Source organism: Staphylococcus saccharolyticus (assembly GCF_900458815.1).
Classification (GTDB): Bacteria; Bacillota; Bacilli; order Staphylococcales; family Staphylococcaceae; genus Staphylococcus; species Staphylococcus saccharolyticus.
Map to the genome: position 1 here is coordinate 51,157 of NZ_UHDZ01000001.1, position 21,672 is coordinate 72,828.

Below are 21,672 nucleotides of genomic sequence, written 5' to 3' on the forward strand. Positions count from 1 at the left end.
CTCATATAATACAAAATATTTTATAGAGAAAATGTTTCAAATGCTATTAACTATTTATTAATTTTAGCGCCAGCTTGTAAATCTGCTATCACTTAACACATGTGGTTCAGTTTTTAAGATATTTTAATACCTTTAGCAATATTTTGGGATTCAGAAAATGAGTAATCTTAGTTTTAGTACTTAACAAATCATGATGTCATGAAATGTTCTGTAAGGTTTATAACTAAATATTTTACACAAATAAACAGTTTTTAAATCAAAGATATGGGTGGCATAAAATAAAAATATAATTGAATAAATTTGAAGAAATGTACATATGTAAGCCAAAGGTTTGATATAATGTAATTATTATTTATTAATGTTAATAAATAATTAAAAATTAATATAGAAAAACAATATAACGTGTAAGCAGATTGATAGCTCATAGAGTCATTATAATAATAAGCATTATACCCTAAATCACTAATTCATCTGACTAATGATTTTTAAAATTTCAAATATAGACGAAGAGTATTGAGACAAAATAAAATACGAAAGGTATTGAGTTAAACATGAGGAATAAAAAGATATGGATATTTAATGCTACTAATGATATTGTTGGTAATCCTAAGTGGTTGTTCATGTATGTAAATAAATATAGGAAAGATATCGATGCATATTGGATGTGTGATAATATTCATGTGGTAAATTACGTTAGAAGTTTAGGATTCAATGATGAATTATACCATTCTAAAAAGAGTGAAAAGATTAAAAGCGTGGCAGGTGTATTTGTCGTACATCAAGTGAAAGAACATATCCCTGTAAAATTTAAAAATGAAGTCGTTATACTTAATTTATGGCATGGTGTCGGTATCAAACCTATAGAGTGTTTGTTGATTCACCAGCAATTAGATATCGTACGTATCAAAAATATATTAAATATAATGAAATGTACCACAATAACCAATTATTTTTGGCCACTTCACCACTCATGGAAAACCATTTTACTAAGATGCTTAATTTGGACGAAGATCAAATCATCCGAGCAGGTTATCCAGCAAATATGTTTAATAAAGACGAGTTTAGTTCTTTTGATTATCATATTAAACAATATAAAGGCTTAAATGCAGAAACTAAAGTTGTCCTATATGCTCTGACTTTCAGGGATTATAAGATGAATGATTTCTTTGGTGAAGCTATACCCGATATGGCGAAACTACTTGAAATCTTAAAGAAAAATAACATTTTATTAATCGTGAAAATGCATTATTTAGTTAAAAACGATGTGAATTACCTCACTGCTAAAAAATTATATGCGAACCATCCAAATATTTTGTTTTGGGATAATAAGAAAGACATTTATGAAATATTCGACCAAATAGATATAGGGATTATAGATTATTCATCTATTTATTACGATATGTTAGCTTCAGGAGTTAAAAAGTTCATTAGAAATATATTGAAAATAGAACTTTAGTATATGATTACAAAGAAAAGACTTGTGGTCGTATTGCTTCAAACTTTGATGAATTGTTAAAAGCTTTAGATCAAGTAGACACTATAGAGATTGATGAAGAGAAATGTAAGTAAATTTCAAATGAATTTTGGCAATATGACCAAGACAATAAAAATGGTTTTGAAACAATTATAGATACAACTTTAAAATTTAGTATTAAAAAGAAATAATTACCTAAGTTATATAGCTTTGATATTTTTGATACGTTGATACAACGAAAAACATTAATACCAGATGGTATTTTCTTTTATGTTAAAGATAAGTTATTAAGAATGAATACCGATTTACCGCAATATGTAATACAAAATTATTCACGTGTTAGAATTCAAGCAGAAAACTATGTTAGAGATTATTATAAAAAGTCTGAATTTATTCATGATGAAAAAAGAATCGAAATAAGATTTAAAGATATCATTAACAGAATTAAAAATATTCACGAGCTAACGGATGACCAAGCACAACTTCTATATGATTTAGAAATTGAGGCAGAATTAGTAAATGTAGAAGCCAAAAACGATAAGATGAAAGTGCTGTATGACTTGTTAAACAAGTATCAAGATGTCATTTTAATCAGTGATATGTATTTTCCTAAAGAAGTAATCTTAGAAATGTTAAATAAAGTAGATCCTAGATTAACTGAATTACCATTTTATTTATCAAGTGATATAGGTAATCAAAAATCAACGAGTATGTTATATTTAGATGTCTTTGGAGATTTAAAGTACAACTATTCAGAATGGATTCATTATGGGGATAATAAACATGCAGATTTTAATGTTCCTAAAAAGTTAAATATTAAACCTATTCATCATACATTAACTAAATTTAATGGGTACGAAAGTCGTATTTTAAATAGGAATAAGAACTATGATACCTTCCTACTTACAACTCAAATGGCAAGCGTGAAAATGATAAAAGTAGATTAAATTACTATATATACGGTTATATTAGTAGTTACTTCATACCATATGTAAGCTGGTCTATCAAAAAAAGCAATTAAAGAAAATATTAAGACGCTTTATTTTATATCAAGAGACGGTGAGTTACTTAAGAAAATTGCTGATGAAATAATATCTGTGAAAGGGTACAATATCAAAACTAAGTATATATGGGTCTCGTAAAGCCTGGAGAATTCCATCATTTATTAATGATGTTGATAATGAGTTCTTTTCACCTTTCGGCAACTTTACAGGGCTAACAAACTTTGATAGTGCTTTACATGCATTACATATTAACGAACAAGAATTTGACGAGATTTTTCCTCAGTTAAAACATATTAAAGGACGTTCTGAATTCACTAAAAGTACAAAAGAATTAATTAGAGTTTCCGCTCAAAATAATAATAAGTATAAAAAGTTATTATTAGAAAAAGCTCATGAAGAACGTAAAATTGTGAACGACTATTTAATTCAAGAAATTGATTTTAGTGAGAAATTTGCGTTTGTCGAATATTGGGGAAGAGGCTACACGCAAGATTGCTTAGATAGACTCTTGAATGATATTAGTGATCAAACGATTAATACGATTTTCTTCTATGCGAGAAGTATCTATCCAACAGTAGAAACATCAATCAGATATAACTATACTAGTAAAATGACTTTATTAATATTTATTGAATCTATATTTGCCAATATTCCATATCAAAGCATTCCAGGATATCGTAGAAATAGTAACGTAGTTGAACCAATTATTAATTTTAAGAGGTACAATAAGAAATTATATGATGCAATAAATCAGGTATTGCCATCATTCATACAAGAATTTTATGGTAAAAATTATATAGATGAAGATGAAATTGAGCGCAACTTCTATGATTTTGGTGTTGATTATTTTAAAAACAAACCTGAAGATGACTTTATTGTTGAATTCTTTGCACCACTCAAGGATTCAGTCATATTGTACGAACCAGAAAGAGAATACGCACCTGCCATCAGTTATAAAATGGCTTCTCAGAAGCTATTAGGAAGAAAAGTTCCGTTGAAAACTAAAAACAAAAGAATGTCATTAAAAAGGTCGCCTATGGGAGTTCAAAAAGCATATCAATTTCACAATAAATATTTAAAAAAACAGAAAGTCAAAAATCAAACGACGCCTTCTCAATAATAAAGTGATCAAGACAATAAAAAAGATAAAAAACTTTTTTAAATTAATTTGAGTCATTCATAGTGAGAGTGATAGCTATGAGTTTTATTTATTGTGATGCTATCCGAGGTCATAGAAATCTTGTCAATTTGTCATCTTCGTAGCTATGATGAGTTGATGTTAGGTATCAAAATATATTTAAAAATATAAGAAACATCTTTTTTAGTTTATATGTAAATCACTCTATTCAAAATATAAATAAATATGTAAAATGTATATTGGGCTGAGGCACAAATTTTTTAATTACAAAAATTTGAGAATAATATCAATAAAACCAACTTGAATTAACCTTATTGTTTAATCTATCTTTAAGTTTAAAAAATTAAAAGGGATGAATGATAATGAAATTTAAAAAGGCGATAGTATCAGTATTAGCAACAACTATTCTAGTACCATCAATGATAATATTTGATACGCATCAGCATGCAAAAGCAGTAGGAAACTATTATTATAATGGTATGGAAAACCATAATGCGAGCGCTGCATATAATAAAGCGAAAAAAGTTGATAATAGTCAGATTGTCATCAAACGTTATAACTACGCATACAGAAATAAATACAAGGCAGTTGGTAGAGTATCGAATATGGATGGCTGGAAAGGTCCTGGAAAAGATAGTATGGGTACAGGATTCATGGTTGGCAACCATACATTTGTGACTAATGCACATGTTGTAGATAAGAAAAATGGACAGAGAACGAGTCCTAGTAAAATAAAATTTCAATTAAACAGAGATGGCAAGAAGATTCCTTATACATTCCAAGCTAAGAAGATATATAAAGTACCTTCATACGATATGGTTGTCGTTGAAACAAAAGAAAATATGGTTAAAAAAGCTAACGTGCAATCTTTGAAACTTGCGAGTAATCAACAAATAAAGAGTTTGAAATTTAATAATAAGTTATATTCACTAGGCTATCCAGTGATGAATGGGAACAATACATATGCATATTGGAATAAGTTACGTTTCTTACAAGAATCATCAAACAAATCAGAACTCGTGACAAAAGATAAATTTAGGGCCGGTGATTCAGGATCTCCTATGGTAGACAGTAAATACGTCGTGTATGGAATTCGTACCTATGGATATAATTTAGGAGGTAGTTCTAATCATCCTTACGTCAAACAAGAAGTTGCAGGTGGAGAATCATTATACAGTAATCCAAGAGCATTTATCCTCAAGCATAATAAATAAAAGTAATTATTATTGATGACTCTATGATTACTAAATGATTAAAGATCGTGGCTTTACACGTCTGTTTCCGTATAGCTTTGTCAATAAAGCTAAGGAAATATATCGTTTTAAGAATCCTGATTGTTTTCATACTACGGTAATCAAAGATGAACAAGGCAATATTTTATTAAAAGCAGAGCGAACAGCATGACATTACAAAAAGTCTAAAAAACACATAAACGTGTAGAATAAAATGAAATTAAAATAAGCAATAATAGTAAGTATGCAGACGAATGATAGTTAGCTTTATATATAAAGCGTGGATTACGTATCAAACCTTAGATAAGCAATAAATAATACAAATAAAAGCATGCAACTTAGCATTACGGTAGTTGCATGCTTATTTCTTTATCCTATCTCATTTGTTTTATCGTTTTAAGAGGCCTGTTATTGAACGAACTCTACCTAATGACACGCTAAAATGTATATTTAAACAGTATATTTATAAAACGATTTCAATTGCGCGTAATTATATTTACTAAATTTTAATATTGAGTTTAATTTGTATTAAAGAGGACATGTTAAATTGTACATAGTCGCTAATGGGAGGAGGGAATAAAACATGGAACATATTTCAAAATTAGGCGAAGCTATTGCGAACACTGTATCAGCAGCTCAAAATGAAGATGGTGCTGAATTAGCAAAAAGTATTGTTAACATCGTAGCTAATGCTGGTGGAATCATTGAAGATATCGCTCATGCATTAGGTTACTAAGATTTTAATGTACATAAATAATAAGCAAATCAACTATTATGGAGGCAAGGACCTTTAAGGTAACTTGCCTCTTTTTTCTTCTTAAATCTGCAATAAATTAACGCATGACTCACACTTACTTGAAGTCACTTAAGTAACTATGACCATATTTTGGTGCTTTAACACCAAAGTTCTCAGCAATAGTGGCACCGATTGAACTGAAAGTTGTGTCTTCATTTAATTTGTGTGCATGATTTTTAAATTTTGGACTATACATTAAGACAGGTATATATTCACGTGTATGGTCTGTTCCTGGGGCGGTTGGATCATTACCGTGGTCGGCGGTAATAATGACTAAATCATCCTCTTGTAAATGCTCTATCAGTTCTGGTAAACGATTATCAAAGTCCTTAATCGCTTGAGCATAGCCTGCTTTATCACGTCGATGTCCGTATAATGCATCAAAATCAACGAGATTTAAGAAACTTATACCTGTGAAGTCACGTTGAACCACCTTAATTAATTGATCCATACCATCTATATTGTTTTTCGTACGAATCATCTCAGTGACGCCCTCTCCATCATAAATATCATTGATTTTACCGATAGCTATGACATCGTAATGATTGTCCTTTAATTCATTCATCACAGTACGACCAAATGGTTTCAAAGCATAGTCATGGCGATTTGAAGTTCGAGTAAAATGACCAGGTTCACCTACATAAGGTCGAGCAATAATGCGTCCAATTAAATATCTGGGATCTTTTGTTAATTCACGAACCTTTTCACAAATATCATATAACTCTTCTAATGGAATGACATCTTCGTGTGCAGCGATTTGTAAGACAGGATCGGCACTTGTATAAACAATTAATTCTCCTGTTTTCATTTGATGTTCGCCCCACTCATCAATAATCTGAGTGCCTGAAGCGGGGCGATTTGCTACCACTTTTCGTCCAGTGATTTCTTCTATTTCATGAACAAGCTTTTCTGGAAAACCATTTGGATATACTTTAAAAGGCTGCGTAATATTTAATCCCATCATTTCCCAATGACCTGTCATCGTATCTTTACCTACTGACGCTTCACTGAGTTTTGTATAAAAGCCTTCCGGGTGCTTAACTTCAGCTATCACTGGTAACGGGGTAATATTACCTAGTCCCAATCGCTCTAAGTTCGGTAAATCTTGTTGAAATCCTTCTAATGTATGCTTTAATGTATGGCTACCTTCATCATTGAAAGCTTTGGCATCTGGTGCTTCACCTATACCTACTGAATCCATGACAATGAGATGAATACGGTTAAATGTTGTCATTTGAATCACTCCTTATTTTAATCAAATCATCATTCAGGCACTTTGATTGAGTTAGGTTCACTTGATTGGCTGTTTGATTCTGATTGAGTCCATTTATTTAAAATGATAAACAAAATAAGTCCTAAAATACTCATGATTCCAAGAATCATTAGAATTACTCCGAAATGTGTTGCAACTGAATGGTGTCCAGGTAAATTAAGTGATTTATGATCAATGAGTACTGCTGCAACGGCGATTCCTACTGATACTGCCACATTGATAATTAAGTTATAAAATCCGATAGCAACACCAGTAAGTTTAGTGTCGATAGTACGAATAGTTTCATTTAATAGTGGAGCATACATAAGTGCAAAACTTCCTGCAAATAAAATCATTGAAATGACAAAGATTGAAACATGTGTCCCTACTGTTAATGACGATAACAATAAACTGAATGCAATTAATACAATCGCCGTAATAATCGCTTGCTTAGAAGAAAGGAAATGTCCAATTTTTCCACTTAATGCGCCTATAACTACTGCAACTAAATAACCTGGAATTAATAATAGAGACGTTGTATCAAGTTTAAAGTGATAAATTTGCTGCATAATAAACGGAAATGTGAAAATATAGCCTAACTGTATTGCATACATTACAAATACAATAAACAAGTAAGACGCATAACGTTTATTTTGAAAACATGATTTATCCACGAGGGGATGCTTAGCATTTTTAATGTAAAATGTAAAGATTGCTATGACTACTAATGCAGCTACCATGTATAACCAATTGAAGTTAGTGATAAATAACATGATAGTTGTAGCGATAGTAGCGATTAAAATTAATCCAATAAAATCTAGATGTGTTCTATTTACGAAATCTTCTTTAGGTAAAAGTTTAAATAAAAATGGTAACGTAAACACTACAATTAATGCGAGTAAAAACATATTCGTCCAGTGTAAATACGTTGATATAAATCCACCTGATAATGTTCCGATGACAAGGGATAAAGAATAACTGCTTGTACTTAAACCGAGATATGTTTTTTGATCGTCTTTAGATAAATATTTTGCGACATAAATCACATATAATGTTTCGGCAGCCGCAAGTCCTGCTGTTTGAATAATACGAGCTGCTAATATGACTGCAAATTGATGTTGAAAGATATAACCAATTACAGAACCGATGATAATTAAGCACACACCATAGATGAATAGTGTACGGATACTAATAGCGTCTGATAGGGAAGAATAAACGACAGCACCTATACCAATAACTAATCCAGCTAAAGTTGTTTGCCAGCTTACCGTAGTCACTGAGATGTTTAAATCATCCGCAATGGCTACTGAAATTAATTTAAAAGAATTATCAACCACTAAACTGAATACAAATAAGAAAAGTAATATTGGTACAGCTCTTTTAACTTTGACATAATCCATATTTATCACCTCTTACGCTAAAGACAATGCGATTTCAATCATATCTGTAAAGGCACGTTCTCTTTCTTCTGGTGTTGTTACTTCATTACGAATCAGATGATCACTCACTGTGAACATACCTAAAGCTTCAACTCCTGCATATGATGCATTCATATATAAAGCTGCAGATTCCATTTCTACACCTAAAATTCCCATATGCATCCAGTGTTTTGAAGCTGTTTCATCAGCATTATAAAAAATGTCACTTGATAAAACATTACCAACATGAAAAGTTGTATAATTGTCACGTGCCTGTTGAACTGCTTTTTCTAATAAATGGTATGAAGCGATAGGTGTAAAGTGAGCTGGCAATTGATATTGATTTACATAATTAGAATCTGTGGAAGCACCTTGTGCGAAAATAACATCATATAGGTTGATATTGTCTTGCATAGCGCCACAAGAACCAACACGAATTAACCTTTTACATCCAAATGTATGAATCAATTCGTAAGAGTAAATCCCAATAGACGGCATACCCATGCCTGTCCCCATGACAGAGACTTCCTTACATTTATAAAATCCAGTGTAACCAAACATATTACGTATCATATTAAATTGTTGAACATCTTCTAAATAAGTTTCAGCCATAAACTTTGCGCGCAATGGATCTCCTGGTAATAAAACTGTTTCAGCAATATTCACGTTATTCACTGGCTTAATATGTGGTGTTGATATCATAAAAAACTCTTCCGATTATTTATATATAAATTTGTCTACTTGTATAACTAAATGTATAATATACCTTTGTGATAACGCTTACAATATTTTAAAAGTGACAACTTTTAGAATTGTTGTGAAAATACTTATACAACAATAATTAGAGCGATCTTTTTAACTGTAAAATATACAAAAAAAGGATATTCTTTATAGAATATCCTGTCTTTTTTATCATTATTTGTCTAAAAACATTTAAATTTGTCTAACTTATCTTATCTTTTTTCAAGCGTGAAACGATGATGTCAGTATTTTCCTGTGGAAGATACCATTTATTCACTAGTATCGGACTATCTGGATGACTATATATTGATTCTACAACCAGCCAACAAGACGATTTAGCGTCAAACTCATATTGATTATTTTTAAAATGAGGTCCTTTTGTAGTTGAAAACTTTAAATCTGATTGGTTCGCACTTTGGTAAATTGTTGTTTCCACAAATTGTTCCATTTCATTGAGGCTTTGTGTATTAATTTGATAGGCGTCAACTACATTTAATGGTAAGAATGTAAAACAATATGCATCTGCTTTAGAGCTTTGGTTATCTTTTTTAAAATAGTAACGTTCAAGCGCAATAACCGCAGATGGGTGATGTGGAAATAAATGATTTGTGTAGTTACTCTGAAGATCCACACGATAATTCAACGAACCTAGTGTCATAGAATAACGAGACATTTGATGAAGCGGGTGTTGTAATAGGGTCACACTTGAAGTGTGATGTGTTCTTGATTGGGCAATAATGATATGTCCTTTACCACGTACACTTTCAATAACACCGTCTTCAACGAGTAATTTAATAGCTTGTCTTAAAGTCATACGACTGACATCGAAACGTTCACAAAGCAACTTTTCTGTGGGCAAGGCTTGTTCACTAGGAAATTTACCTAATTGAATTTCTTCATATAATGTATTGTATATATTTAAGAATTTTGGCTGTGATTGAGTCAAGGAAAGACCTCCAATTCAATAACTTGTCATTGTCTATCATACAATAATATGTATGTAAATGGTATTTGGATAATAATGAAGAAAGGTATAGTTTTTTTACATAAGTATCTTCATTTGTACTCTTGAATTCAAAGAAGCTGAAGTATAAATGCACTTTTGGATGTTTCGTGTTTTAAAAAATTACTAAATGAATAGGTATGATGTTACGTTTTTAGTGGTCGGCAAGGCTTCGGTCACTATAATGGAAGATTATTTTTAGTATTAATACATTTATGTTTCTCATAAATATTTAAGAGGTATAATCTCAAAATGATTAATAGATGTGAAATGTTAATTTAATATTTAGTAATTTATATTTTTAAAATATAAAAGTTTTTAATTTGAAGAATATTGTGATACTCAAATATACGTGTATATAATAAATAAAAATCAAAGTATTTTTCATTTTAAGAAAGAGGGGTTATACAAAGTGGATAAAGGGGAATTATTGGGGAAATATATTCGTATTTTAGTAGTAATGTTAACAGTTGTTGGCTTATCTGCCTTACTTCATCTAAATGAAGCAGATGCTGTAACTAAAGGTAAAGTTATAGAGATGAAAGAGATCTCTCAACAACATCATCATGTGATACAAATTAAACCTGCTCACGTTACTCATATGCGTACGCATCGTTCAACATCATTGAAACCTACTTCAATACAATATGGTAAGCACACTCGTAAGACTTCAAATCATGTAGTAATCAATTATAGTCAGCAACACTACACTGCACAACCTAAAGGGGCAACTTTTTCAAAACAAACGCACCAATACAAAAAGCGCACAACAACTACTGTTAAATCTCAAAAGACGACCAAGCCAGTTCAACCACTTCAAAAGAAACCACATTGGTTATCTCAAGCTACTAAGATTAAAAAAGTGTCACCCACTTTAAAAGTTACTAAAGCTAAAACTTCGCGCGCATCTACAGTAACTACAAAAAAGAAAACAACAAAATCGAATGTAAAGGTTTCAGCTAAAACTGTGAAACAACCCACGCAATTAAAAGCGAAACCCAAATCATCATATTTAAAGCCTAAAAAGAATTACTATAACCAACCGCCTAAAGCTTGGTCTTCCAATGTACCGGTGGTGACAATGTGCGTGATATCGGTCAAACTACGAAAGAATCAGGTATTGATGATGCTTTAAAAATTATGAAGAAATCTGGGAATAAGGGCGTCTCAATTGGACATGCTAAGGCAAAAGATGCAAATATCGTCCATGGTATATAATTAAAATCCAACAGCTAAACAACTAACCTATGGAACAGGTACAGCGATTGGAAGGCATACGATTTTAACTGCGAACCATGTAGTTAATGATCAACGCGCACATAAACCATTAACACCAGCAGAACCCGAGAATATGAGAATTAGCATCTTGCAACAAGGTTCTAAAGTTGGACATACACTTGAAGTGTTTGGTGTTCAAATGTTACAATATGGCGATGTTTCATTGGTGTACACATATGAAGATCTTTCACAATATATGACAATACGTAAAATTGCATCAGAAAAGACTATGAAATCATTGAAATCGAATATACCTATTCATATGTATCACTATGGCAAGCCGTCTGGAAAGTATAAATATGATCCAGCGGGCACAATCTATCATTCAAAAGGTAAATATTCGATGACTGCTTGTAATGTCAATCCTATCGGTTACTATCAAATGATGGCAGAACCTGGTTCGTTTGGTGCAGCGGTATTAAAATAGCAAAAATGAAATTATAGGTGTTCACGCATTTAGAGTAGATTCAGGAGATTATAAAAAATATCATTTAAATACAATGGCAGAAATTAGAGGTAATTTACGTAAAGAAATTCTCGATAATATTTTTTGAAATTAAGCTACAGCAGTATTAAGAGTTAATAACCAAGATATGGATAAGGTAATAAGGGTAATGTTTATCTAAGTTATTAACCAAGAGCAGTAATACATGTAATTTGAAATTATTTTATGGAATTAGCTAAAAGTAAGCAATTGTAGTTGTATCACTCCATCCTAAATTATAGAGAAGCATGCACCATACTTAACTTTTATAAATCTTTAATACTTTGTTTATACTAATTACTATTTTTATATTTTAAATGTGTATAAATTAATAAATTTAATGTAAATTTACATATAAAAATTGAAATTACTCTTTTTTGGAATTATAATGAGGGCGGTTGCTATCCTATAAACCCAGGAGGTATAAAATATGGAAAACATTTTATTCAACGGATATAGTCGCTATACAACATCAGATAATATTTATAGAAGTGCAATTGAAGAAAGTGATTTAGGTGATGGACGCACATCATCCATCTCAATTTCGGTTTCTCACACAACGACTTGGAGTGCTTAACGAGATTCATCATTATTATGTGATTTAAATGATTAAGATTATAGGGTAGCAACTTTTCATTCAAATATCAGAGCGTTTTGTAAGAGGTGTTGGTCTCTAACATAATATTAATTTAAAAATGAGCTTTTTTTCATCAAAACGTTCACACAAGCCCTCAATATAACTAAAACATTATTTACTAGTACGAATCAATCATTACATACATTAACATTAATATCTTGTCTATTTTAAATGAATAGTTTAACAGTCTTCTTAGAAAGGAGCTTGAACATCTTAATGCAAAAATTTAAAGAAGGTCGTAATAGTATCAGTCTGGAAGAACATGGAAACGTACACTATTTAAATAAAGTAATTAAAGGTCCTAAAATTGATGCGCTTAGAAGATTTCATAATTGTTTAAAGTGGGAGGAGTTACGAACTAAACAAATTCGATTAAACTCCCCTGAGCTCATAGGCTACGATGAGGACGATTTATCATTAAAGTATCAATGGATTGAAAATGCTACGTCTTTAGAAGAAGAATTAGAAGGGCCATCTCCGAATTTTAAAAATAGGATTGTCGAAGCTGTAAATATGTTAGTAACATTGCATACATCTAATCTCGGTAATGTAAGTATAGATTCAGAGAGTGAACTGCCACAACATGAGTCACTACTTGATTCACTCGATAAATATGAATATGCCAGTTGTACGGGTGCAGAATTAGAGTTATTTCGACTGTTACAACAAGACTCAGAACTTATAGAAGCTATTATGCAATCATCAGAGGATAACGAAGTTTGTACGTGTCATGGTGATATACGTTTGGATCAGTTTATATATACAGATGATAAGCTTTGGATAATAGATTTTGAAGAATTTCGTAAAGGAGATCCAACCAGAGATTTGGCTGGTATTATTGGTGCGATTTACTTTGATTGCTTACTAAAGACGTTTACTGAAACAACTCAAGAAACGTCAAATGCTAAAAAGGTAGAAGCACAAATGTTGGAAAGAGGTAAAAATTACATAGCCCAGATGACACCTACGATGCAATTAGCTTATCAAACATATGCATCTAAAAAGACGATGAATAAGATACAATTTGCTAAAAATATTGGCTGGTTTCTCCTAGAACGCATTATGAGTAGAGCGAAATATTCATTTCGCTTAAGTGCCATAGATAAAGCCATATTAGGCATAGGAAGGGAAATAATAGTATTTCCAGAAAAATTAACAGAGCTATTTGAATAAAGTAGGAGGTGTGATGATGACTGGAAAAGTTAATACATTAGAAGATTTAGCACTTAAAATACAACTAGAAACAGATTTAAATAGAATTCAAATTGATAATGAAATATATGATGATGTCCTAGTGAAACAAAAAGGTAAGCTTAAGCAATGGTTATATTCCATGTTACATACAGGAAACTTGAACAATCAAGTCAAACAAACATCAAAATCATTTAATGATTTGAATCAACAAATTATAAATAAAATTAAAGACCCAGGCATTAGTGTAAAGACGCGTATTCAAAATTTCAAAGGTCAACCGTATCATGTTATTCAAGGACTGCGAATCAAAGAGGCGGAAAATGAAGACAATCATATTCTGTTACCTTGTTCCAGACCTAATTTGACTCCTGGCTTTTTTATGTTTGTACATACAAACAATGGTTTACATATAAACAAGGTTAAACGTTATTACATTTATGCAGATACGCCACACTATGCAATCAATCTATGGAGTAAATGTGTGAATCAATTAGTCAAAAACAACGTAAGTTTTTCGTCTAAAGTTTTGTCATCATCTGATAGTTATCCAAGAAATGATGCACTTGTATTCTACAGTAGTGAAGATGCAGAGAAAGTTGAAAAGATATTAATTGAAAAGGTTGAACAAGCTCCTATAAAGATGAAGCAAGGCTCTCAACTTGCGAGTCAATTAAGTTATAACCTTTATACCGCAGAAGAACCTATTCAAACGAATGATATCCAACAAAGTTTTGGTGAACATCGTTGTAGTGCTATAGCAGACGCGATTCAGGATTATTTTAATACAGGCGTAGCTTTTAAACTATTGCTTAAACAACGTTTGATTGCTAATCATATTGATATTACTGATTTATCTAAAAATATGGAGTAGTTGTCTTGAATTTGATAATGGCTTTTCACAAGTATAATTTTTTAATTCATATAACTCATAATAATTAGAGAATTACGCTTTTTGATTTTTTAGTAGATTGATTGACATATATTTAAGTAAAAAAAGTAACATTACATGGGATGTTCATTGTATATATCTATGTAGCACTACATATGATTTTAAAACGTGTGCTCTACACTCTGAAAATGTGCTATCCTCAAAATTTGAAAGCTTATTACATCATTATAGGAGTGATTTAGACTATGAAAGTATTAGCTTTAATCAATACAAATTTAGTATCAACAGAAGATGTAACTATGTTACCTGATGTCAATATTGCTGGAACACCCGTACAATGTGGTTTAATTGAATTAGAACGACCTAGTTTTAAAGAAGATGAAGCGGATAATGAACATTTCGTATTAGTAAAGGTGGATGCTTTTTCATGTAATTACAGAGATAAGGGTATTATTTTAAAAGCTACTTTAAAAATGCAGGAAGATTTAAATTTTCAAGCGCCACCATTTGCTTACTTCGGATCTGACTTTGTAGGTACTGTAGTTGCGAAAGGACGATTAGTAGAAGAATTTGAGATTGGACAACGTGTCATCCCCAATTGTGCATACCCAGAACCACCTTTTCCAGGGGTTGCAGCAGGTGCAGTGACCAATGAAGCTTCAAGAGGTTGGCTCATACTACACCGTTCTAAGCTAATTCAAATACCTGATGAGATGGATAATACTGTTGCGGCAGGGTTCTCAATAGGTGGTCAAACTTCAACGAGCATGGTGAGACGCGTGAATCTTAAAAAAAATGAACGTGCATTAGTATTAAGTGGTCGCTCCAACACATCTATGTTTATCACTAACAACTTAATCCAAAAAGGCATAGAGACAACAGTACTAAGCACAACAGACTGGACTCCTGAAGAACAAGCGCGTATTAAGCCTGCCCAGTTGTATCAAATAGATAGAAGTATGCACAATTGGGAAGACGGCGAAAATTTAGGTCAATTTGATGTCGTATTTGATCCTTATTTTGATTTACATTTAGAAAAAGCAGTCAATCAAATGAAATCAGGAGGACGATATATAACATGTGGCTTTAAAAATCAACATCCAAACTTTGCCGAGGATATTGATAAATTTACATCCAATAATCTTAAAAATATCATGAAAACAGTGATGATTAACAATCTGTCTTTAATTGGTAACTGTATTGGAACTTCAGCAGACTTAGAACATGCCATTTCAAATTACGATAAAGATAAATTTATTGTCCCCATTGACGGATGCTATTCTTCTGAAGAAGGTAGTGATTTTATTGAACGCACATATAATACAAGGGGACGTTTAGGAAAAGCGGTCATGATTTATAGTTAAACGATAAACGTGCTTATGCAATAGTAATGGAAATAATTTCATAAATAAATTCAATTCTGAAGTTGATTTAAATTTTCAACTTCAGTTTTTTATTTTGAAGACCTAACACGTTGTACTTAATCTTGCATCTGTGTATAAAAACTTGAATCACTTCTATTATAAATGTAAACTTTTAATTGATTTTAGTTTACATTTTGGGTAGGTGACGGTATTCTTATGAACATTTTTATTACTGGTACTAATACAGACATAGGGAAAACCTATGTCACTAAACATCTTTTTAAATTGTTAAAGGATAAAGGGTACCAAGTATGTATTTTTAAACCTTTTCAAACTGAAGAAATGAGTGGTGGAAGGTATCCAGATTTGGAGATATTTCGAAATGAATGTTTATTAGATTATGAAACAACGTCTTTATACACATTTAGAGATCCGGTTTCACCACATTTGGCATTCAAAATTGAAGGTCATCAGCAATTTGAGCGGCAAAGATTGCTCAATAAACTTAAGGATCTAGAAAGTCAATTCGACATCATCCTCATTGAAGGGGCCGGAGGTATTGCGGTACCTATCTATGAATGCGATGATTATTTTTATTTGACAAAAGACTTAATCAATGACACCTCTGACTTAATCGTTAGTGTTCTACCATCAAAACTAGGGGCAATTAACGATGCTGTTGTTCACCAAAATTATATTGATGAAATAATGTTGCCGCCTAACATACTGTTGATGAATCGTTATACGCATAGCTCTATTGAACAGGATAATCGACACACTATTGAAAAAGTGATGCATAAACCTGTATATACTTTTAGCAATCAAGCAACATATAAAGATTTTCAAGAAGCATTTATTCAACAAATCGTAGGAGGAAATAATGAATTATACACAAGAACTTCACGCTAAAGACGCACAATATGTTTGGCATCCATTTACGCAAATGGGTGTTTATACCAAAGATGAACCCATCATTATTGAAAGAGGGCAAGGCAGTTATTTATATGATACGAATGGCAATAAATATTTAGATGGTTATGCATCACTATGGGTTAACGTCCATGGACATAATAATAAAAAATTGAATAAAGCAATTAAAAAGCAGCTAAATCACATTGCACATTCAACACTTTTAGGTTCATCCAATATTCCGTCAATCGAACTAGCTGAAAAGTTAGTGATGATGACACCTGAGAGACTTCAAAAAGTATTTTATTCAGATACTGGCAGTGCCTCAGTTGAAATTGCTATTAAGATGGCTTATCAATATTGGAAAAATATCGATCGTCAGCAATATGCCAATAAAAATAAGTTTTTAACCTTACATAATGGCTATCATGGTGATACGATCGGCTCGGTCAGTGTTGGAGGTATCGATAGCTTTCATAAAATTTTTAAAGATTTAATCTTTGAAAATATACAAATAGAAACGCCGTGCTTATATAAAAGTCACTATACTCATGAACAAGAGATGCTAGATTCTATTTTAAGTAATATTGAATCGATTTTGGCTGAAAGAAATGATGAAATTGCAGGTTTTATTCTTGAACCATTGATTCAAGGGGCAACGGGTCTCTTCGTTCATCCACAAGGATTTTTAAAATCTGTTGAACTGTTATGTCGAAAATATAATGTTTTATTAATTTGTGATGAAGTAGCTGTAGGTTTTGGGCGTACAGGTGAAATGTTTGCCTGTCATCACGAAGATGTACAACCAGACATCATGTGTTTAGGTAAGGCGATTACAGGAGGGTATCTACCATTAGCAGCTACGTTAACATCTCAAAAGATTTATGATGCTTTTTTAAGTGATTGTCATGGTGTGAATACATTTTTTCATGGTCATACATATACTGGTAATCAGTTGGTATGTTCAATTGCTTTAGAAAATATTAAACTTTTTGAAAAGGACAATCTTATTTCGCATATTCAAACAACATCTCAAACATTAAAACATCGTTTAAATAAACTTAAATCTCATAAGAATGTAGGCGACGTTAGAGGAAGAGGACTAATGTTTGGTGTTGAGTTAGTCAAAGATAAACAGAGCAAAGAACCTTTAGATATTTCAACGGTTGAAATAATTGTGTACACTTGTAAAGACCATGGACTGATGATTAGAAATTTAGAGAATGTGATAACTTTTGTACCGATCCTAAGTATGTCGAAAAAAGAGATTAAAACAATGGTTAAAATTTTTGAAAAAGCTTTACATCAGACATTGAGTAAGAAGTGAGGGAGGTATACGCATGGATGTTAGAGCGTATTTAAGACAATTACAAGACAAGGGATTATATAGAGAGCTTAGGTCAGTTCAATCCATCCATCAGCAATACAATTGACGATAAACCTTATATTAATTTTACATCAAATGATTACTTAAGTATCGGTCAAGCCGAATATCAATCTCAAGATTTTTTAAATTTTATGAAGACTTATAGTATTAATTTATCTAGTTCAAGACTTGTGAGTGGTAATTCTGTAATTTATGATGATTTAGAACAGGATATATCTAATTATCTTAATTTTGAGGCATGCTTGATTTGTAATAGTGGCTACGATGCAAATTTAGCACTATTTTATATTTTTAAAAATGAGAATGTCATAGTCTTTTCAGATGAAAAGAATCATGCCAGTATCATCGATGGTATTAAATTGAGTGGTTTACAAAAGGTGATTTATCCCCATTTAGATTATGAAGATTTAGAAGAACATTTAGCGTGGGATACACATGAAGATGTACAAAAAGTCATTGTTTCAGACAGTGTGTTTTCAACGAGTGGCAAAACAGTAGATATTAAAAAGTTAGTTAATCTCAAGCAGCGTTATAATGCAATACTTATCATCGATGCGTCACATAGTTTAGGATTAAATATGATTGAGAATCATGACGGGATAGATATCTTAACAGCAAGTTTATCTAAAGCGTGGGGCGCACATGGCGGTGTGATATTGAGTTCAAAAGATATAAGAGACTTAATCATCAATCAAGGTCGTTCGCTCATCTACTCCAGTAGTTTGCCAATTCACAATTTGTATTTTATCAAAGAAAGTTTACAACATGTGATTGAAGATGAGTATAGAAGAGAGAAGTTGAATACGCTCAGTGAATATTTTAATCGCAAATTTAAAGTATTATTTCCCAATCAATCAACATCTGGTACACCTATTAAGAATATTGCTTGCGACAGTTTAGCTACAGGCCGAAAACGGTATGAAATGTTATATGATCACGGTATATTTGTAAGCTATCTAAGACATCCAACAGTTACCCAACCGACGTTGAGAATATCGTTATCCTACTTTCATGAAGCGGGTGATGTCGACCGACTTTTCAATTTTATTAATCAATGTGAACTAGGTGATAGCCATGTATAGTATTAAAATGCGCGCGAGCAATGAGGACATTCATATAAGTGGCGCTGAAACAATGTGTGAATTTGATGATTTAGAAAATTATTTAAAGAAATATTTTAATAAGGCTTTTTATCATGAAAATGGAACTATAGATTTTTTAAATTTAAAAATTGAAAAAGTCAAAGAACCTATTCAAATATTACGGGCGTTATCTGTTATTAAAGATTTAGATGACACTTTAGAACACACTTTAGAACAATTAGCTAAGCAAACAGGCGTTTCAGAGTATGCGCTAAACAAAGGATTTGAATATATTAAAAATGATATCAACTATAGCGGAGCGATTATCTTATCAGCACGAACAGGACACCGACTTGATAACACAGGAAAACGAGGCATTAGAGTATCTAATCTTGCATTTAAAACATGTAAACGTAATGGTGAAATATCTGAAAGAGTTAAAGACGCACGCGCACTCGCAACATGTATGAATACATTTGAGGGGGTAAAAGCAGAATTATGTGTCTCTGATGATTTGAATTACACGACAGGTTATTATGCATCTTCCAAGTTAGGTTATCATAGAATATTTAATATTAAGAAAAAGGCTACCCGGCAAGGAGGAAGAATCATTTTTGTAGATGACCACATAGATTTAAATCAATATATTACTTTTTTAGAATCAATACCTAAAGAAATTGTAGATGAATAAACATGAACCCCGAAAGTACTCCCAGCGAAGTGTACATTTTCAATGTATACTTCGCTGGGAGCTTTTTAAGTTATATATGATAATCTTAAAAAATGAAAGAGTTACAAGATATTAATTATTTCGTATACGTGATTTTAGGCGAGGTTCCTAAGCCTACTTTATTGATAGCATTGAAGATCAGTTTTTTAGAATTAATGAAACTCATCTCAATAATAATATTAAGGTTATCTGTGTTACTTAAAATAATTTTTCTTAGATCCTCGTTGATTAACGTACAAACGTAGTTAGTTGAAGCGTCTTTGTTAAACGTAATGGTCAATAAAGACGTATTGAGGCTTTCTGGGTGCCAAACACCTTCTAGTGTATTGAACCAGCAAATTTCTTGAAATTTTGAATCATTACTTATGATGTTAATTTGATCGTATTTATGCATAAGCACACTCTTCTATATTAGTAACCATAAATAGATGCATACCATTCATAATGGTCACCGTTTGAAACTGGAATAATATTGTTTTGTGCATCTTGAGTCATGAAGCCATGATCCCAATGGTTCCAAATTAAGATAACTTCTTGACCATTATTTATTTTGGCACTACCAGCAACAGCCATTGCATGACCGGCATGCATACCGTCACTTGATTCAACGCGTTTACCTAATACAGCAGTTCCTTGATTATTTGTTGTTAGTTGATCTACTTCATTATAAGAAGTCATTCTATTAAGGTATTGTGGGTTTCTACCTTGTGTTTTACAAAAATGAATCATTTCACCAGAAGTTAATCCAGTAAATTGGAAGTCGTGACCATGTAAATTTGGATGTAAATATCTCATTACTGCTTCTGCGTTATAACGATTAGTGTTATAAGTTGCATTTAAAAACGCTGACATTGTATATCCTGCACACCAACTATTATAACCTTGTGTTTCACGAATTTTAAAATTCTTTAATTGATTGACATAATCTGCATAAATTTCATTTCGTGTACTTTGGTATTTTACGGTTGGTTTTGTAACAGCTGCAGTTTGTTTAAAACTATTTAAATGGTTATTTTCAGGGGATTGTGAAGCACTTTCATATATTTTTTCATTATTGTGTGGGGTTTTAAGTACAAGTGTAGCTTTACTGCCTTTAGTAAGTATATAATAACCTTTTGAATTTGTGAAAATTGTTATTTGTTGATTTTTATATTGATTTAGTATTTTTGAAAGAAATGGAGAAACGTGAATTGAATACTTGCTTTGTTGTTTAGAAGCTTTAGAATTTGAAGGATTAGAAGATATTGTAACAACATAAACGACGTCTCCTTTTTTATTTAGAACAGGATAGTAGTAATTGCCGTCGCTTTCTTTGTTAAATTTGTAAATTTTAAAGGGTTCCCCAAGTGTATAAGATGTTGCTTTGTGATTAGACGCTTTATCTAGTAAAGCTACACGAGATAAATATTGCTCTTTAGCAAGCTTTTAAACGGCATCTGGAACATTTTTATCGCTAACAGTGACTTTAGTCGTCTGTTGATTTGTTCCGTCTTTTTGTAATAGCGAATTTGCATGAGCACTATTGAAGAATAGACCGAAAGTTAAACTTAACGTGAATGCAAGCAACATTGTAATAATATAACGCATCTTTCTTTTCATAAAAAGTACTCCTTTACTAAAGTGTATTTTGCAACTCTTTCAATTTTAATATAACATTTTT

General features: G+C 31.6%; 18 protein-coding genes and 3 pseudogenes. 15 read left to right on the plus strand and 6 right to left on the minus strand.

Annotated features, from left to right (window positions below; genetic code table 11):
• Window positions 1-551: 551 nt before the first annotated feature.
• The 4 genes and pseudogenes from DYE57_RS12660 to DYE57_RS00235 all read left to right on the plus strand — a co-directional run bounded on the left by DYE57_RS12660 (window position 552) and on the right by DYE57_RS00235 (window position 5,584).
• Window positions 552-3,650, plus strand: a pseudogene (locus DYE57_RS12660) (CDP-glycerol glycerophosphotransferase family protein).
• 328 nt (window positions 3,651-3,978) lie between these two features.
• On the plus strand, window positions 3,979-4,830 hold the full coding sequence (locus tag DYE57_RS00230) for a trypsin-like serine peptidase (protein WP_115312464.1): 852 nt from the start codon (window positions 3,979-3,981) through the stop codon (window positions 4,828-4,830).
• Window positions 4,831-4,864: 34 nt separating this feature from the next.
• Window positions 4,865-5,020: a hypothetical protein gene (locus DYE57_RS11760; protein ID WP_165417847.1), complete on the plus strand. Its 156-nt coding sequence runs from the start codon at window positions 4,865-4,867 to the stop codon at window positions 5,018-5,020.
• A gap of 411 nt (window positions 5,021-5,431) precedes the next feature.
• Window positions 5,432-5,584 (plus strand): beta-class phenol-soluble modulin, encoded by a 153-nt coding sequence (locus DYE57_RS00235; protein WP_115312465.1) that lies wholly within the window; start codon window positions 5,432-5,434, stop codon window positions 5,582-5,584.
• Window positions 5,585-5,699: 115 nt separating this feature from the next.
• Here the strand turns inward: DYE57_RS00235 and deoB are convergent, their stop codons facing one another.
• From deoB to DYE57_RS00255, 4 genes are all read right to left on the minus strand, one after another.
• A complete protein-coding gene (deoB, locus tag DYE57_RS00240; RefSeq protein ID WP_115312466.1) occupies window positions 5,700-6,878 on the minus strand; it encodes a phosphopentomutase in 1,179 nt (392 codons plus the stop codon).
• Window positions 6,879-6,907: 29 nt separating this feature from the next.
• Window positions 6,908-8,302 (minus strand): MFS transporter, encoded by a 1,395-nt coding sequence (locus DYE57_RS00245; protein ID WP_115314097.1) that lies wholly within the window; start codon window positions 8,300-8,302, stop codon window positions 6,908-6,910.
• A 6-nt stretch (window positions 8,303-8,308) separates the two neighbouring features.
• Complete coding sequence (gene deoD / locus DYE57_RS00250; protein ID WP_115312467.1) at window positions 8,309-9,016, minus strand: purine-nucleoside phosphorylase; 708 nt, start codon at window positions 9,014-9,016, stop codon at window positions 8,309-8,311.
• Window positions 9,017-9,257: 241 nt separating this feature from the next.
• Window positions 9,258-10,001, minus strand: coding sequence for a GntR family transcriptional regulator (locus DYE57_RS00255; protein ID WP_232619746.1), 744 nt, complete (start codon window positions 9,999-10,001; stop codon window positions 9,258-9,260).
• Window positions 10,002-10,470: 469 nt separating this feature from the next.
• Between DYE57_RS00255 and DYE57_RS11945 the strand changes: the two genes are divergently transcribed.
• The 11 genes and pseudogenes from DYE57_RS11945 (at window position 10,471) to DYE57_RS00295 (ending at window position 19,973) form a co-directional block, all read left to right on the plus strand.
• The gene (locus tag DYE57_RS11945; protein WP_232619745.1) at window positions 10,471-11,193 is read left to right on the plus strand and encodes a hypothetical protein; all 723 of its coding nucleotides are present in this window, start codon (window positions 10,471-10,473) and stop codon (window positions 11,191-11,193) included.
• On the plus strand, window positions 11,142-11,276 hold the full coding sequence (locus tag DYE57_RS12570) for a hypothetical protein (protein WP_256728372.1): 135 nt from the start codon (window positions 11,142-11,144) through the stop codon (window positions 11,274-11,276). The genes DYE57_RS11945 and DYE57_RS12570 overlap by 52 nt, the downstream gene beginning before the upstream one ends.
• A 133-nt stretch (window positions 11,277-11,409) precedes the next feature.
• Window positions 11,410-11,763 (plus strand): hypothetical protein, encoded by a 354-nt coding sequence (locus DYE57_RS11950; RefSeq protein ID WP_232619744.1) that lies wholly within the window; start codon window positions 11,410-11,412, stop codon window positions 11,761-11,763.
• A gap of 487 nt (window positions 11,764-12,250) precedes the next feature.
• Entirely contained in the window at window positions 12,251-12,397 is a 147-nt protein-coding gene (locus tag DYE57_RS11765) for a hypothetical protein (RefSeq protein ID WP_165417846.1), read from the plus strand.
• A 276-nt stretch (window positions 12,398-12,673) separates the two neighbouring features.
• Entirely contained in the window at window positions 12,674-13,630 is a 957-nt protein-coding gene (locus DYE57_RS00265) for a phosphotransferase (RefSeq protein WP_115312469.1), read from the plus strand.
• Between the two features lie 16 nt (window positions 13,631-13,646).
• Window positions 13,647-14,522 carry a T3SS effector HopA1 family protein gene (locus tag DYE57_RS00270; protein ID WP_115312470.1) on the plus strand — a complete coding sequence of 292 codons (876 nt, stop codon included), beginning with the start codon at window positions 13,647-13,649 and terminating at the stop codon, window positions 14,520-14,522.
• 263 nt (window positions 14,523-14,785) lie between these two features.
• Entirely contained in the window at window positions 14,786-15,904 is a 1,119-nt protein-coding gene (locus tag DYE57_RS00275) for a quinone oxidoreductase family protein (protein ID WP_115312471.1), read from the plus strand.
• A 216-nt stretch (window positions 15,905-16,120) separates the two neighbouring features.
• Window positions 16,121-16,813 carry a dethiobiotin synthase gene (bioD, locus tag DYE57_RS00280; RefSeq protein WP_115312472.1) on the plus strand — a complete coding sequence of 231 codons (693 nt, stop codon included), beginning with the start codon at window positions 16,121-16,123 and terminating at the stop codon, window positions 16,811-16,813.
• Window positions 16,785-18,140 (plus strand): adenosylmethionine--8-amino-7-oxononanoate transaminase, encoded by a 1,356-nt coding sequence (gene bioA, locus DYE57_RS00285; protein ID WP_115312473.1) that lies wholly within the window; start codon window positions 16,785-16,787, stop codon window positions 18,138-18,140. The genes bioD and bioA overlap by 29 nt, the downstream gene beginning before the upstream one ends.
• Window positions 18,141-18,153: 13 nt before the next feature.
• A pseudogene (locus DYE57_RS00290) lies at window positions 18,154-19,282 on the plus strand (aminotransferase class I/II-fold pyridoxal phosphate-dependent enzyme).
• Window positions 19,275-19,973, plus strand: a complete 699-nt coding sequence (locus DYE57_RS00295; RefSeq protein WP_115312474.1) for a 6-carboxyhexanoate--CoA ligase — start codon at window positions 19,275-19,277, stop codon at window positions 19,971-19,973. Before DYE57_RS00290 ends, DYE57_RS00295 begins: the two are co-directional and overlap by 8 nt.
• A gap of 115 nt (window positions 19,974-20,088) precedes the next feature.
• On the opposite strand, the gene DYE57_RS00300 is transcribed toward DYE57_RS00295, so the two are convergent.
• A complete protein-coding gene (locus DYE57_RS00300) occupies window positions 20,089-20,406 on the minus strand; it encodes a staphostatin A (RefSeq protein ID WP_165417845.1) in 318 nt (105 codons plus the stop codon).
• Window positions 20,407-20,423: 17 nt separating this feature from the next.
• Window positions 20,424-21,611: pseudogene (locus DYE57_RS00305) on the minus strand (cysteine protease staphopain).
• Window positions 21,612-21,672 lie beyond the last annotated feature (61 nt).